This is a genomic window from Sphingobium sp. FG58 (genome assembly GCF_057809055.1).
In genome coordinates this window covers 22,380-36,826 of sequence record NZ_JBMDJF010000010.1, presented here as the reverse complement: position 1 = coordinate 36,826, position 14,447 = coordinate 22,380, and the positions used below count along the sequence as shown (strand labels likewise).

The 14,447-nt window shown below is 62.8% G+C and carries 10 protein-coding genes; 5 read left to right on the top strand and 5 right to left on the bottom strand.

Annotated features, from left to right (window positions below; genetic code table 11):
• Positions 1-7: 7 nt before the first annotated feature.
• Complete coding sequence (locus tag ACODR8_RS13380; protein WP_489007704.1) at positions 8-1,660, bottom strand: electron transfer flavoprotein-ubiquinone oxidoreductase; 1,653 nt, start codon at positions 1,658-1,660, stop codon at positions 8-10.
• A 128-nt stretch (positions 1,661-1,788) separates the two neighbouring features.
• On the opposite strand from ACODR8_RS13380, the gene ACODR8_RS13375 reads away from it, so the two are divergent.
• Genes ACODR8_RS13375 through ACODR8_RS13360 form a run of 4 tightly spaced genes read left to right on the top strand, consistent with a single transcriptional unit; the run spans position 1,789 to position 5,941 of the window.
• The gene (locus ACODR8_RS13375) at positions 1,789-2,520 is read left to right on the top strand and encodes a uracil-DNA glycosylase family protein (protein ID WP_489007703.1); all 732 of its coding nucleotides are present in this window, start codon (positions 1,789-1,791) and stop codon (positions 2,518-2,520) included.
• Positions 2,517-4,298, top strand: coding sequence for a lytic transglycosylase domain-containing protein (locus ACODR8_RS13370; protein WP_489007702.1), 1,782 nt, complete (start codon positions 2,517-2,519; stop codon positions 4,296-4,298). The genes ACODR8_RS13375 and ACODR8_RS13370 overlap by 4 nt, the downstream gene beginning before the upstream one ends.
• Positions 4,298-4,825: a molybdenum cofactor biosynthesis protein B gene (moaB, locus tag ACODR8_RS13365; RefSeq protein ID WP_489007701.1), complete on the top strand. Its 528-nt coding sequence runs from the start codon at positions 4,298-4,300 to the stop codon at positions 4,823-4,825. The genes ACODR8_RS13370 and moaB overlap by 1 nt, the downstream gene beginning before the upstream one ends.
• Before the next feature lie 48 nt (positions 4,826-4,873).
• Positions 4,874-5,941 carry a PA0069 family radical SAM protein gene (locus tag ACODR8_RS13360; protein ID WP_489007700.1) on the top strand — a complete coding sequence of 356 codons (1,068 nt, stop codon included), beginning with the start codon at positions 4,874-4,876 and terminating at the stop codon, positions 5,939-5,941.
• 3 nt (positions 5,942-5,944) lie between these two features.
• Here the strand turns inward: ACODR8_RS13360 and dnaE are convergent, their stop codons facing one another.
• The 3 genes from dnaE to ACODR8_RS13345 all read right to left on the bottom strand — a co-directional run bounded on the left by dnaE (position 5,945) and on the right by ACODR8_RS13345 (position 11,466).
• The gene (gene dnaE / locus ACODR8_RS13355; RefSeq protein ID WP_489007699.1) at positions 5,945-9,478 is read right to left on the bottom strand and encodes a DNA polymerase III subunit alpha; all 3,534 of its coding nucleotides are present in this window, start codon (positions 9,476-9,478) and stop codon (positions 5,945-5,947) included.
• 73 nt (positions 9,479-9,551) lie between these two features.
• Positions 9,552-10,223: an ABC transporter ATP-binding protein gene (locus ACODR8_RS13350; protein WP_119745914.1), complete on the bottom strand. Its 672-nt coding sequence runs from the start codon at positions 10,221-10,223 to the stop codon at positions 9,552-9,554.
• Positions 10,216-11,466 carry a lipoprotein-releasing ABC transporter permease subunit gene (locus ACODR8_RS13345; protein ID WP_119745916.1) on the bottom strand — a complete coding sequence of 417 codons (1,251 nt, stop codon included), beginning with the start codon at positions 11,464-11,466 and terminating at the stop codon, positions 10,216-10,218. The genes ACODR8_RS13350 and ACODR8_RS13345 overlap by 8 nt, the downstream gene beginning before the upstream one ends.
• 521 nt (positions 11,467-11,987) lie before the next feature.
• Between ACODR8_RS13345 and ACODR8_RS13340 the strand changes: the two genes are divergently transcribed.
• Complete coding sequence (locus ACODR8_RS13340) at positions 11,988-12,461, top strand: Hsp20 family protein (RefSeq protein WP_182913916.1); 474 nt, start codon at positions 11,988-11,990, stop codon at positions 12,459-12,461.
• A 41-nt stretch (positions 12,462-12,502) separates the two neighbouring features.
• On the opposite strand, the gene ACODR8_RS13335 is transcribed toward ACODR8_RS13340, so the two are convergent.
• The gene (locus tag ACODR8_RS13335) at positions 12,503-14,434 is read right to left on the bottom strand and encodes a potassium transporter Kup (protein WP_489007698.1); all 1,932 of its coding nucleotides are present in this window, start codon (positions 14,432-14,434) and stop codon (positions 12,503-12,505) included.
• Positions 14,435-14,447 lie beyond the last annotated feature (13 nt).

Sequence of the window (14,447 nt, the reverse complement as noted above, 5' to 3'; positions counted from 1 at the left end):
CAGGCGCTTACATATTGGGATAGTTCGGTCCTCCACCGCCTTCGGGGACGACCCAGTTGATATTCTGGGTCGGGTCCTTGATGTCGCACGTCTTGCAATGAACGCAATTCTGCGCGTTGATCTGGAAGCGGGGATTGCCCTCTTCCTGACCGACCACTTCATAGACGCCAGCAGGACAATAACGCTGCGCCGGCTCGTCATAAAGGGGCAGATTGTAGCTGATCGGGATCGCAGGGTCCTTCAGCTGCAAATGGACCGGCTGGTCCTCTTCATGATTGGTGTTGCTCAGGAACACCGACGACAACCGATCGAAACTCACCACGCCGTCGGGCTTGGGATAGACGATCTTTTCGCAGGCATCCTTGGGCCAGATATTCTCATTGTCCGGCTTGTGCTTCATCGTGAAGGGCAGGCCGATCTTGAGCGTCCGCATCCACATGTCGATGCCTGCCAGCACGGTGCCAATCGTGCCGCCGAATTTGCTCAGCAGCGGCTCGGCATTCTTGACCAGCTTCAGTTCGTCGGCGATCCAGCTGGAGCGCAGCACATCTTCATAATCGCTCAGCACGTCGCTGCCGCGCTGGCTCTGCACCGCGGCAAAGGCCGCTTCCGCCGCCAGCATCCCGGACTTCATCGCCGTATGCGTGCCCTTGATCCGCGGCACGTTCACGAAGCCCGCCGAACAGCCGATCAGCGCGCCGCCGGGGAATACCAGCTTGGGAATCGACTGCCAGCCACCCTCGTTGATCGCCCGCGCGCCATAGGAGACGCGCCGCCCGCCTTCGAGAAATTTGCGGATTTCCGGGTGCTGCTTCCAGCGCTGGAACTCCTCGAACGGATAAAGATGCGGGTTGCGATAGCCCAGCCCGACGACGAAGCCCAACGCCACCTGGCCATTGGCCTGATGATAGAGGAAGCCGCCGCCATAGGCATCGGTCAGCGGCCAGCCCTGCGAGTGGATGACCAGGCCCGGCTTGTGCATAGCAGGATCAATGTCCCACAATTCCTTCATGCCCAACCCATAGACCTGCGGCTCGCAGTCTGCGTCCAGCGCAAACTGGCGCTTCAATATCTTGGTCAGATGGCCACGCGCGCCCTCTGCAAAGAAGGTATATTTCGCGTGCAGCTCCAGGCCGGGCTGATAATCGCCCTTATGATTACCCTCACGGTCGACGCCCATGTCGCCGGTGGCCACGCCCTTCACGCTGCCATCCTCATGGTAGAGAATTTCAGCTGCGGCAAAGCCGGGGAAGATTTCTACGCCCAGCCCTTCGGCTTGCTCCGCCAGCCAGCGGCAGAGGTTGCCCAGCGATCCGGTATAGGTGCCCTTATTATGCATCCATCCCGGTGTCATGATGTGCGGCATCGCCATCTTGCCGCTTTTGGTCAGGAACCAGTGCTGATTATCCGTCACCGGCGTCTCGGCCAGCGAACAGCCCATGTCGCGCCATTCTGGCAGCAATTCGTCCAGCGCCCTGGGGTCGATCACTGCGCCCGACAGGATATGGGCGCCGATTTCCGACCCCTTTTCCAGCACGCACACGGCCAGTTCCTGCCCAGCGTCATTGGCCAGCTGTTTCAGCCGGATTGCCGCTGACAATCCCGCCGGTCCCCCACCGACGATGACCACGTCATAGGGCATCGATTCCCGTTCGCTCATAAACCCTCCAATGGGCGACCGGCGGGCTGCACCCCGTCCATCCAGTCGCCTTATTACTCCAACACTTTACCAGCCAAGGCGATGAAGAATCTTGACCCCCTCGTCAACCTCTGGCCCTAGATGATCGTATGCGGGGTGAATTGCAGGATCATGCGGCGGCTGCCGACGCCTATATGGCGTGGTGGACGCTCGCGGGCGTAGATGGCGCCGTGACGGAAGCGCCGGTCAACTGGTTGCGCCCTGTGACTGCCACCGATCCAAAAGCGACGATTCGCGCCGTCGCGGCGTCGGCCACCATTGAAAAAAAGCCCCAAAGCCTCGATTCGTTCCTTGGCTGGCTTGCGACCGATCCTGCCCAGCCCGAAAGGCGCTGGCCCGGCGCACCCATATTGCCGACCGGTGGCGAAGGCGCATCGCTGATGGTCGTGACCGACCTGCCCGATCCGGCGGATATGGCGGCGGGGCAATTGCTGGCCGATCGCGCTGGCGCCCTGTTCGACGCGATGCTGCGCGCGATCGGGCTGGACCGCTCCACCATTCATCTCGCCTCGCTCTTCACCGCCCGTCCGCCTGGCGGCATGGTGGAGGCGGCTGATCTTTCCACCGTGGCCGACCGGATGCGCGCCCATGTCGCCCTCGCCCGGCCCCGCCGTCTGCTATTGCTGGGCGATCGGACGATCCGTGCGCTGCTTCCGACGGATGCCGCCACGCCCGCCGATGGTTTACGCGACTTTAACCATGAAGGCGGCATTGTGCCTGCCGTCGCCACATTTCATCCCCGCCTGCTGCTGACCCAGCCAGCGGCGAAAGCGGAATGTTGGCGCGCCCTGCAAAGCCTGATCGAGGAAGTCCGCCCGTGATTCGTGCCGCGACCCAAATGTCCAGCCTGGCCCTGATGGTGATGGGACTGGCTGCAACGCTGCCCGCCCGTGCCGAGACCGCCCCGATTTCTCCCGCAATCACCGCCGCGCCCGCTTCCCCGCTTCAGATTGGCGACGGCGCCAAGGCCAGCTATCGCGCCATCTTCACCGCCCTTCAGGGCCAGCAATGGGCCGAAGCCAGAACGCTGATTAATGCGCTGGATGCGCAGGACGCCGTGCGTCCTCTCGCTTTGTCCGAACTCTATCTCGCCAAGGGATCGCCCAAGGTTGAACTGTTCGACCTGCTCGACCTCATCAACAAGGCCGCCTGGCTGCCCAAGGCGGACCAGCTTTCCCGCCTCGCCGAAAAGCGCGGCGCAACCATGCTGCCCACTCTGCCGCAAGTGCAGAAAATGGTGTGGCTGGGGTCCGCCCCCCGGCGCGAATATGTCGGATCGACCAAGACGGACACTCTGGCGATCGCGCTGGCGGGTCAGATACAGGCTTTCGTCAAGGCCGACGATCCGGTCGGGGCCGAAGCGCTGCTGGCCGCTGGCGAAACCGGCCTGACGCCCGAAGGGCTGACCGAAGTGCGCCAGCGGGTCGCCTGGGCCTATTATATCGAAAATGACGACGCCAATGCCCGCCGCATGGCCGCCCGCGCGCTCGAAACGCGCACCGGGGGCGACTGGACGGTACAAGCGCACTGGACCACAGGCCTTGCCGCATGGCGTCAGAATGACTGCCGCGCCGCCGCCCCGGCCTTCGCCAATGTCGCGGCCTTTGCCACCAATGCCGACATGCGCGCCGCTGGCGCCTATTGGGCCTCGCGCGCCTATATGGTCTGCGGCGAAGCGCCCAAGGTCGCCAATTATCTCAAACTCGCCGCCCGTTCGGACGAAACCTTCTATGGGCTTCTGGCGCGCGAATCGCTGGGGATGCCGCTCGGCGCGCCGCCGGTCGCGACCCGTTTCGGCCAGGCTGAATGGCTGGCGCTCAAGGACAGCCCCAACGCCCGCGCCGCCATCGCCCTCGCCGCGATCGGCGATACTGGCCGCGCCGACGAAATGCTCCGCTATCAGGCGAAGATCGGCGGCACCGGCCAATATGACGCGCTGCTTCGCCTGGCGAGCGCGCTTAACCTGCCCGCGACCCAGCTCTGGCTTGCCCATAATGGCCCTGCGGGCAAGCAACCGGCCAGCTTCGCCCGTTTCCCCGCGCCCGACTGGCGCCCAGATGGCGGCTGGCGGGTCGATCCCTCGCTGATCTACGCCCACACCTTGCAGGAATCGGGCTTCCGGTCCGATGTCGTCAGCAGCGCGGGCGCGCGCGGCCTGATGCAGGTGCGCCCCGGCACCGGCAGCGACATGGGACTGGCGTCGGCGGCACAACTTTTCGTGCCATCCACCAACATGGAATTTGGCCAGCGCTATCTCGAAGCGCTGCGCGACATGAGCGCCACCGGCGGACTGCTGCCCAAGGTGATGGCCGCTTACAATGCCGGGCCGCTGCCGGTCGAACGCTGGAACGCGCAGGTCAAGGACAAGGGCGATCCATTGCTGTTCATGGAATCGCTGCCTTATTATGAAACCCGCGCCTATGTGAACATCGTCATGCGCAATTACTGGATGTACCAGATCCAGGCAAAGGGAACCGCCGACTGCCTGACCGGCATGGCGCAGGGGATGTGGCCGACCTTTCCCAATGCCAAGGGTGTTAAGCTGGTCCGCCTCAGCCAGTCTGACGGTCGCGCCAGCATGGGCGGCGGCGCAGACTGATGCCGATCGACGACAGCCGCACCTTCATCCCCGTCCGCATCGCCGTCCTCACCGTATCAGACACACGCAGCGCGGCGGACGACCGTTCCGGCGACACGCTGGTCGAACGACTCGAAAGTGCGGGCCACATATTGGCTGCCCGCTATATCGAGCGCGACGACAAATCCGCCATCGTCGCCCGGCTCCATGCCTGGATCGACGACCCGGACATCGACGTCATCCTGACCACCGGTGGCACCGGCGTCACTGGCCGGGACATCACCCCCGAAGCACTGGCTCAGGTGCAGGACAAGGAAATTCCGGGCTTTGGCGAACTGTTCCGCTGGCTCAGCTACCAGACGATCGGCACCTCCACCATTCAGTCCCGCGCCACGGCCTGCGTCGCGCGCGGCACCTACATCTTTGCGCTCCCCGGCTCGACCGGCGCGGTGAAGGACGCATGGGACGGCATCCTGTCCAGTCAGCTCGACAGCCGCTTCCGCCCCTGCAATTTCGTCGAACTGATGCCCCGCCTGACGGAGCGCTGACCGGAACTTCCGGTTGACCTTTTGTTCCTTTTATGTTCTTATTCCTTCATGGGAATAGAGAAAGGAAGAGGCGCAACACTCAACACGCAAAGTGTGCGTTTTTCCCTGCCCCAACGCGAAACCGACGGTGACTGGCTCGACGCCGTGGCCGATATTGACGGCCCGGTCCCCCGCCGCCGAACGCAGGTGACGATCGAACATCCCCGCACGATCATCACCCGCAACACGTCACCCGACATTGGTTTCGACCAGTCGATCAACGCCTATCGCGGCTGCGAACATGGCTGCATCTATTGCTACGCACGCCCGTCCCACGCCTATCATGACCTGTCGCCGGGGCTGGATTTTGAAACAAAGCTATTCGCCAAACCGGACGCCGCCAAATTGCTGCGCGCCGAACTGTCGAAGAAAAATTACGCCGTCATGCCCATTGCTCTCGGCACCAATACCGATCCTTACCAGCCGATCGAGAAGGATTGGAGGATTACGAGGGCGATATTGGAGCTGCTGGCGGAATGCCGCCACCCCCTGTTCATCACCACCAAGTCCGACCGCATCCTGCGCGACATCGATCTACTCGCCGCCATGGCGCGCGACAGGCTGGTGTCGGTCGCGATTTCGGTAACGACGCTGGACCCGGCGGTCGCCCGCACGCTGGAACCGCGCGCGCCGCATCCGCTACGCCGGGTGGAGGCAATCCGGCAACTGGCGCAGGCTGGCGTGCCGGTCTATGCCAGCCTCTCCCCGATCATCCCGGCCATCACCGATCATGAGATTGAGAATATCGTCGCCCGCGTCGCCGCCGCCGGTGCGCGCGAAGTCACTTATATCCCCGTCCGCCTTCCCCATGAAGTCGCGCCGCTTTTCCGCGCCTGGCTCGACGCCCATTATCCCGATCGCGCGGCGCGGGTAATGACCATCATCCGCGAATTGCGTGGCGGGCGCGACAATGACCCCAATTTCGGCAGCCGGATGCGCGGACAAGGCGTGTGGGCCGACCTTATCCGCTCGCGCTTCATCAAGGCCCACAAGCGCGCCGGGCTGGGGGCGGAACGGCTGACCCTGCGTACCGATCTGTTCCGCCCGCCCGAAGGCGCGCAGATGCGGCTGCTATGATGATCAGCCGACCAGCCGCATCCCAGCCCGCCGGTTACGGGTGCGATAGCCATCCTGCGTCGCCTCCATCCGCTCGAACCGGTGGATGGTCAGGTTGGGAATTACCGACATGGCATCGACCTGATCCGCGCCCAGCAGGAAATCATCGCCCAGGAACAGCCGCACCGCCTGACCGTTCGCAGCGGGCGTGCGCAGGAATAATTCGCTCCGTCCGCCCCGGCTCTGCGCCATCAATGCAGCCAGTGCCTCGACCGCTGCCGGATCAGTTGTATCGACCACAAGCTCCATCCGCGAAGCGCTGGCGATCAGCTTGAACGGTTCGATCTTGCGCACGGTCACGCGCGGGGTTTCCTCGCCCGGCAACCTGTCCAGTTCGACATAAAGCAGCGCACAATCGCCATCGCGCGCCAGTTCCTCGATCGCCTTGCAGGCGTCCTCCTCGAAGCAGCTCGCCTGAAACTGGCCGCTACTGTCGGAGAAGGTGGCATTGGCATAGCGCGCCCCGCGCTTGGTCTCGCGCCAGCGCACATCCTCAACCATCGCCGCCATGACGCCGGTGGCGCGCGCCTCCCCGGTCAGGGGTTCGACGCAGATCGCACCATAGCTTTTGGCCCCCCGTGCATCGGCCAAATGGCGATAGCGATCGACCGGGTGGGCGGAGAAATAGAAGCCGAATGCCTCCTTCTCCTGCGCCATCCGGTCCGCCACCGACCATGCCTGATGCGGTGGGATGCGGACATCCGCATGGGGCGTCTCAACATCGCCGAACAGCCCGCCCTGCCCGCTTTCCCGCGCCTGCGCCGCGCTCGACGCGACGCTCAATATCGTTTCCGCCGCTGCGTGAACGCCCGCCCGGTCGGCATGGATCGCATCAAACGCACCCGACGCCGCCAGACTCTCCAGCTGTCGCCGGTTGAGCAGGCGCGGTTCGATCCGGTCGGCTATATCGTCCAGGCTCTTGAACGGTCCACCAGCGTCGCGTTCGGCGACCAGCTGGTCCATCGCCTTCTCACCCACGCCTTTCAGACCGCCCAGCGCATAGCGCACCGCATAGCCCAGACGTGGATCATCGCCCTCATGCGCGATCGGCTCGACCGAAAAGTCCGCCTGACTACGGTTGATGTCGGGTGGCAGACAGGTCAGCCCCATGCGGCGCATATCGTCGACAAATATGGTCAGCTTGTCGGTCAGATGGATATCGAAGGCCATCGACCCGGCGTAGAATTCCGCCGGATAATGCGCCTTCAACCACGCCGTCTGGTATGCGAGCAAGGCATAAGCCGCCGCGTGCGACTTGTTGAAGCCATAGCCCGCGAACTTGTCGATCAAGTCGAACAATTCGTTCGCCTTGGCGGGCTTGATGTCGCTGGCCGCGCACCCCTCGACGAAACGCGAACGCTGCGCGTCCATCTCCGCCTTCACCTTCTTGCCCATCGCGCGGCGCAACAGGTCGGCGTCTCCAAGGCTGTAACCGGCCAATATCTGCGCGGCCTGCATCACCTGTTCCTGATAGACGAAGATGCCGTATGTCTCTTCAAGGATCGGTTTCAGCAGGATATGGGGATATTCAATCTCCTCCTGCCCGTTCTTGCGGCGCCCGAACATCGGGATATTGTCCATCGGGCCGGGACGATAGAGCGAGACCAGCGCAATGATGTCGCCGAAATTGGTTGGGCGGACGGCGGCCAGCGTCTTGCGCATCCCTTCGGATTCCAGCTGGAACACGCCCACCGTATCGCCACGCTGGAGCAGGTCATAGACGGCGCTATCGTCCCAGCTGAGCGTATCCAACTCGACCGTCACGCCCCGCGCCGCCAGCAATTGCACCGCCTTTTGCAGCACAGACAGGGTTTTGAGGCCCAGAAAGTCGAACTTCACAAGGCCCGCCCCCTCGACATATTTCATGTCGAATTGCGTCACCGGCATGTCGGATCGCGGATCGCGATAGAGCGGCACCAGCTGCTGCAACGGGCGGTCGCCGATCACCACGCCTGCGGCATGGGTGGAGCTGTGGCGCGGAAAGCCCTCCAGCTTCATCGCATAGTCGATCAGCCGTTTGACCTGCGCGTCATTGTCATATTCCGCCCGAAACTCCGCCACGCCGTTCAGCGACCGCTCCAGCGTCCAGGGATCGGTCGGGTGATTGGGGACCAGCTTGGCGAGGCGATCGACCTGGCCATAGCTCATCTGGAGGACGCGGCCGGTATCCTTGAGGACCGCGCGGGCTTTCAGCTTTCCGAAGGTGATGATCTGCGCGACATGATCTACGCCATATTTTTGCTGGACGTAGCGGATCACCTCACCACGCCGCGTTTCGCAAAAGTCGATGTCGAAGTCGGGCATCGACACACGTTCCGGGTTCAGGAAGCGCTCGAACAGCAGGCCCAGTTGCAGCGGATCAAGATCGGTGATCAGCAGCGCCCACGCGACGACCGAGCCTGCACCGGAGCCACGGCCCGGACCCACCGGAATATCATGATCCTTGGCCCATTTGATGAAGTCGGCAACGATCAGGAAGTAGCCGGGAAAGCCCATCTGGATGATGATGTCGGTCTCAAACTTCAGCCGGTCGAGATAGGGCTGGCGGGCTGCCTCATCGATGATCCCCAGCTTCGCCAGTCGCGCGTCGAGACCCGCACTGGCGAGATCGCGCAGCATCCGCGCTTCGCCCTCGACATCGCCGGCCAGGCTCGGCAGGATCGGCTTGCGTTTGGGGGCTGCAACCGCGCAGCGCTGGGCGACGACCAGTGTGTTGGCCAATGCTTCGGGCAAATCGTCGAACAGGCGCCGCATTTCCGCTGCCGGTTTCATCCAGGCGTCGGGCGAGCTGGTGCGCCGGTCGGGCATATCGACATAAGCGCTGTCGGCGATGCAGAGCATGACGTCATGCGCGGCATGGAAATGCGGCTCGGTAAAGCAGGTTGGGTTGGTCGCGACCAAGGGCAGGTTGCGGGCATAAGCCAGCTCCAGCAACTCCGGCTCCGCCTTCCCCTCGACCGGATCGAGCCGACGGCAGATTTCTATATAGAGCCGGTCGGGGAACAGCGCTTCCAACCGCTCCGCATAGTCCAGCGCCGCGTCGGGCTGGTCCTCGGCGAACAGCCGCGCCAGTGCGCCCTCGCCGCCTGCGGTCAGCGCGATCAGCCCGTCAGTGCGCCCTTCCAGCACGTCCAGCCCGACATGCGGCACTTCTTCCAATGGCCGGTCGAGATGCGCCATCGACACCAGGGCGCACAGATTGTCATAGCCCGTCGCGTCCTGCGCATAGAGCGCGAGCCAGTCATGGACCGGGGCGGCATTGGCCGGGCGGCCGGGGCGCAATATGCCCAGCATCGCGCCGATCAGCGGCTGGACGCCTTCGCTCTTGCAGGCGTCGGAGAAAGCCATCGAGCCGTAGAGGCCATTGCGGTCGGTGATCGCGGCGGCGGGGAAGCCCAGCGCCTTGGCCTGCTTGGCGATCTTCTTGGGATCGATCGCCCCTTCCAGCATGGTGTAGGAGGAGAAAATGCGGAGCGGAACGAAAGCGGCGTGGGGCATAGGACATACTATCCAGAAGGCGTGGTTCGTGACCAGCCCTGCTGGAGAAAAGTCTGTGGGTAAGATTGGAGGGCTATTCCAAAACGCCCTCATGCAGCCGGACCACCCGGTCCATCTTGGCCGCAAGCCGTTCATTATGGGTGGCGACCAGTGCCGCCGATCCTTCCTCTCGCACCAGCCGTAGAAATTCGGCCAGCACGACGTCGGCGGTGCGCTCGTCCAGATTGCCGGTCGGTTCGTCCGCCAGCACCAAAGCAGGCCGGTTGGCAAGGGCGCGGGCGACAGCGACGCGCTGTTGTTCGCCGCCAGACAACTGGCTGGGGCGATGGTCGAGGCGATGGCCAAGGCCAAGCGAGGTCAGCAGCGATTCCGCGCGGGTGCGTGCGACCGCCATGTCCGTATCGCGGATCACCTGCGGCAGGATGACATTTTCGGTCGCGTTGAAATCGGGCAGCAGATGATGGAACTGATAGACAAAGCCCATGGCGTCGCGACGCAAGCGGGTGCGGCCGTCATTATCAAGTTTTGCCGCTTCCTCGCCATCGATGCGGATCGAACCGTCAAAGCCACCCTCCAACAAACCAACCGCCTGGAGCAGAGTAGATTTGCCGGAGCCTGACGGTCCCAGCAGCGCGACAATCTCCCCCTGCCCCACAGTCAGATCGACACCGCGCAGGACATGGATCGTCTCACCGCCCTGGGTGAAGCTGCGGGTCAGGCCCGTGACCTTGAGAATATCATTCATAGCGGAGAACCTGCACCGGATCGGTATTGGCGGCCTTGAAGGCCGGATAGAGCGTGGCCAGGAAGCTGAACAGCAGCGCCATGATGCAGATGGTGGCGATCTCCACCGGATCGGCCTGCGATGGCAATTCGGTCAGGAAACGGATCGAGGGATCCCACAGATTTTGCCCCGTCACGAACTGGATCGCGTTGACCACATTCTGGCGGAAGAAGAGGAAGGTGAAGCCGAGGATCAGCCCCGCGACCATGCCCAGCGTGCCGATGGTGACGCCCACGGTCATGAAAATCCGCACCAGCCCGGCGCGGCTGGCCCCCATCGTCCGCAGGATCGCAATGTCGCGCGTCTTGGCGCGCACCAGCATGATGAGCGAGGAGAGGATGTTGAACACCGCGACCAGCACGATGATCGACAGCACCACGAACATCGCCACCCGCTCGACCGCCAGCGCTTCGAACAGGGAGGCATTCATCTGTCGCCAGTCGGTGATGACGGCGCGGCCCGCGACCTTGCCTGCAAGCGGCTCCAATATCTGACCGACCTTGTCCGCATCAACCGTCTCGACCTCGATCATGCCGACGACATCGCCGAGCAGGAGCAGCGTCTGGGCGTCCTCCATCGGCATGACGACGAACGCCTTGTCATAATCATAGATGCCGACCTCGAAAATGGCGGCGACCTGATAGGCGACCTGACGCGGCACCGTGCCGAAGGGGGTGGAGCGGCCTGCGGGATTGATGACGGTCAGGCTGTCGCCCAACTGGATACCCATATTTTCGGCCAGGCGTGATCCGATGCCGATCTTGCCGCTATTGGCGGTCAGATTGTCCAGACTGCCGGCGATCACCTTGCCCTTGAGCGTCTTGTTGGTGCGGATGTCCGGCACGGTCATGCCGCGCACCAGCACGGCTTCGGCCCGACCGTTAAAGGTGGCGAGCAAGGGTTGTTCGATCATCGGCGTCGCGCTGGTGACGCCCGGTGTCGCTTTGGCCTCTGCCAGAACCGATTTCCAGTCGGGCAACCGCCCGCCATAGCCCTGGACCACGGCATGGCCGTTGAGGCCGACAATCTTGTCGAACAGTTCGGCGCGAAAGCCGTTCATGACGCTCATGACGATGATGAGCGCAGCGACACCCAGCATGACGGCTGCCAGGCTGATCCCGGCGACGAGGAAGATGAACCCCTCCCCCTTGCCCGGCAACAGGTAGCGTTTGGCGATCATGCGTTCGTAGCGGGATAGAATCATGTGGCGCGGGCGGCCTTTATGAAGGGACAGGCTGATCGTCTAGGCATAGCGTCCCTGAACGGCAAGCATTGCCAAATTGTTGCATCGTGGCCACAGGCATCGGCGCAAAATCACACGCGCCCGATTTTGCCCGTGACTCCGCCCCGCAGCAGTCATAGCAAGACACTCGAAGCACAGGTAAAAGGCCGTGGTTCAGGGATACTGCATCCCGCTTCGAGCTTAGGGGGCTGAGAAGCGGTTGAGGCAGGCCAAGGGGGAGACGAGCAATCGTCCATTAAGCGCCCGGATCGTGAAACCACGGTCCGGGCGCTTTTTTGTCTGCACTTTTTATCGCGCCCTGGCGATAGGACAAACTGTCCACCCCCTTGCCCCTCCGTGCCGAGTTTGGCACGCATAAATCCTCTTGAAACCCAAAAAGCCCGAACCATATCAAGCGTGTCCGGCCGCCATATGGGGCTGGACGCAGTATTGCCGGACGCCGGTTTCGGGTTCGGCAGGTTCATTTTGCTCTTTGGGAGATTATGACGATGCGTAACTTTGACCTGACCCCCTATCGCCGCTCGACCGTTGGGTTCGATCGCCTGTTCGACCTGATCGAAAACAACGCACGCTTGAGCCAGGGCGACAATTATCCGCCCTTCAACATCGAACGGCTCTCGGAAGATCGCTATCGCGTGACGCTGGCCGTGGCAGGCTTTCGTCCTGACGAGATCGACATCACCGCTCAGCAGAATCTGCTCCAGGTGATCGGTCGCAAGGATGAAGGGTCGCCAGCCGACCGGTCCAAATATCTGCATGTCGGCATCGCCAACCGCAGCTTCGAGCGGCGGTTCGAGTTGGCCGATTTCGTGCGGGTGGAAAAGGCCGACCTGGCCGATGGGCTGCTGGTGATCGACCTGCTGCGCGAGGTGCCTGAAGCGATGAAGCCCAAGAAGATTGCCATCAATGGCGGTCAGCTTGTGGAGATCACCGCCAAGGATCGTGACGCGGCCTGATAGGCAAGTCGGGGCGCAGCCTGCCAAAGGCTGCGCCCTTTTTATATCTCGACCTGGCTGCCCAGTTCGACCACGCGGTTTGTAGGCAGGCGGAAAAATTCCATCGCGCTTTCCGCGTTGCGCAGCATCCAGGCGAAGATTTTTTCCCGCCACAGCGGCATACCCGGCTTGGCCGAGGGCAGCAGCGTCTGGCGCGCCAGGAAGAAGCTGGTGTCCATCATCTTGAACGCCTGACCACAGCCAGCGACATTTTTGAGCGCGGCGGGAACGTCGGGTTCCTGCATGAAGCCAAATTGCAGCACCATGCGGAAGAAGCCCCGGCCCAGATCCTCCAGCTTGCAGCGCCCGTCATCCTCGACCACCGGCACATCCCTGATCTTGACGGTCAGCAGGATCACTCGTTCGTGCAGCACCTTGTTATGTTTCAGGTTGTGGAGCAGCGCGTGGGGAACGCCGTCGGGCGTAGACGTCATGAACACCGCCGTGCCGGGAACGCGCACTGCGCTATTGGCGGCGGAGGCGACGAATACCGGGATCGGCATAGCCGCTTCGCGCAGACGATCCTGCACCAGACGCCGACCGCGCGACCAGGTGGTCAGCAGGGTGAAGATGACGAAGCCGATCAGCAGCGGGAACCAGCCGCCGTCCGGCACTTTGGTCAGGTTCGCGGCGAGATAGGCGCCATCGACCAGATAGAATATCCCCAGCACCGGCGCGGCATAATACCATTTCCATTTCCACAGACGATACAACACCACCGTCAGCAGCACATTGTCGATGAACATCGCGCCGGTGACCGCGATGCCGTAAGCTGCGGTGAGGTTGGACGATGTCTTGAAGGTCAGCACCAGCAGGATGACCATAACCATCAGACCCCAGTTGATCAGGGGAATGTAGATCTGGCCTGCGGTCGCGGCGCTGGTATGGGCGATGCGCAGGCGGGGCATGAAGCCCAGCTGGATCGCCTGCTGCGTCACGGAGAAAGCGCCGGAGATGACGGCTTGTGATGCGATGATCGCCGCCATGGTGGCCAGCATGATCAGCGGCAATTGGCCCCATTGCGGCGCGAGATTGTAGAAGGGGCTGTGCAGCGCGGCAGCCCCTTCGCGAAACAGCAGTGCGCCCTGCCCCATATAGTTGAGCATCAGCGCGGGCAGGACGAAGGCCAGCCAGGAGACCCGGATCGGGTTGCGGCCGAAATGGCCCATATCGGCGTAGAGCGCTTCCGCCCCGGTGACCGCCAGCACGACCGACCCCAGCGCCAGAAAGGCGGGCAAGGGGTCGGTGACGAAGAACATCACGGCCCAATAGGGGTTGAAGGCGAAGAGGATTCCCGGCGTCTTGACGATGGAGAGGATGCCAAGGCCCGCGATCGTGACGAAATAGAGCAGCATGATCGGACCGAACAGGGTCGCGACCTTGTTGGTGCCAAGACCCTGTATCCAGAACAGGCCGAGCAGAATCACGATGACCACAGGCAGAATCGCGGGTGCCAATGCGGGATTATAGACCGCAAGCCCCTCCACCGCCGACAGCACCGACACCGCCGGGGTAATCATCGAGTCGCCGTAGAAAAGCGCGGTGGCGAACACGCCCAGCAGCACGATGCCGCGCGACCAGCGCTGCGTCTTGGTCTGGCCGTTGATCAGCGCCAGCAGGGCCAGGCTACCGCCTTCGCCCTTATTATCGGCGCGCATGATGATGCTGACATATTTCAGCGTCACGACCAGCATCATCGACCAGAACATCAGGCTGATGACGCCCAATATATGGTCCGGGTCCAGCGTGAGCGGGTGATGCCCGGCGAAGGTTTCGCGGAAGGCGTAGAGCGGGCTGGTGCCGATGTCGCCGAACACGATGCCGATCGCGCCGACGACCAGTTTGATCGTTGCTTTCTGCCGCGAATGGCCATGGCCGCCATCATGATCGTCCGTGGAGGACGATGGTGCGGTGTTGGGAAGGAGATCAGCCACGAAGGAAAAGCCG

Coding starts and splice junctions, on each gene's coding strand:
- ACODR8_RS13380 (WP_489007704.1), bottom strand. CDS start 1,660: ATGAGCGAACGGGAATCGATGCCCTATGACGTGGTCATCGTCGGTGGG.
- ACODR8_RS13375 (WP_489007703.1), top strand. CDS start 1,789: ATGCGGGGTGAATTGCAGGATCATGCGGCGGCTGCCGACGCCTATATG.
- moaB (WP_489007701.1), top strand. CDS start 4,298: ATGCCGATCGACGACAGCCGCACCTTCATCCCCGTCCGCATCGCCGTC.
- ACODR8_RS13360 (WP_489007700.1), top strand. CDS start 4,874: ATGGGAATAGAGAAAGGAAGAGGCGCAACACTCAACACGCAAAGTGTG.
- dnaE (WP_489007699.1), bottom strand. CDS start 9,478: ATGCCCCACGCCGCTTTCGTTCCGCTCCGCATTTTCTCCTCCTACACC.
- ACODR8_RS13350 (WP_119745914.1), bottom strand. CDS start 10,223: ATGAATGATATTCTCAAGGTCACGGGCCTGACCCGCAGCTTCACCCAG.
- ACODR8_RS13345 (WP_119745916.1), bottom strand. CDS start 11,466: ATGATTCTATCCCGCTACGAACGCATGATCGCCAAACGCTACCTGTTG.
- ACODR8_RS13340 (WP_182913916.1), top strand. CDS start 11,988: ATGACGATGCGTAACTTTGACCTGACCCCCTATCGCCGCTCGACCGTT.